Source organism: Banduia mediterranea, assembly GCF_031846245.1.
In the GTDB taxonomy this organism is placed as follows: domain Bacteria; phylum Pseudomonadota; class Gammaproteobacteria; order Nevskiales; family Nevskiaceae; genus Banduia; species Banduia mediterranea.
In genome coordinates this window covers 1-344 of record NZ_JAVRIC010000086.1, presented here as the reverse complement: position 1 = coordinate 344, position 344 = coordinate 1, and the positions used below count along the sequence as shown (strand labels likewise).

Below are 344 nucleotides of genomic sequence, written 5' to 3'. Positions count from 1 at the left end.
ATCCCGTGCTACGGCGGCGCCATGATCCACGACTGCTGGGCCTCCTACCTCTCGTACGACTACTGCGGGCACGGGCTGTGCGGCGCGCACCTCTTGCGGGAGCTCGCCTTCATCGCCGACGCCGACGGCTACGCCTGGGCGAGAAACCTCAAGTGCCTGCTGCAACAGACCTGCGCGGTGGTCTCCAGGCGCAAACGGAAAAAGCTCAACGCCCGCGAATACGCGAAACTCCAGAAACTCTACCGCAACATCCTGACCCGGGGCGACAAGGAACTCCCGACGATTCCCCCACGGCAGAACGGCAAGCGCGGCCGAATCGCCAAATCAGATGCCCACAAGCTGTG

General features: G+C 64.0%; 1 pseudogene. It reads left to right on the top strand.

Going from position 1 to position 344, the window contains the following annotated elements:
- Positions 1-21 precede the first annotated feature (21 nt).
- Positions 22-344: pseudogene (locus RM530_RS18485) on the top strand (hypothetical protein); the annotation flags it as partial.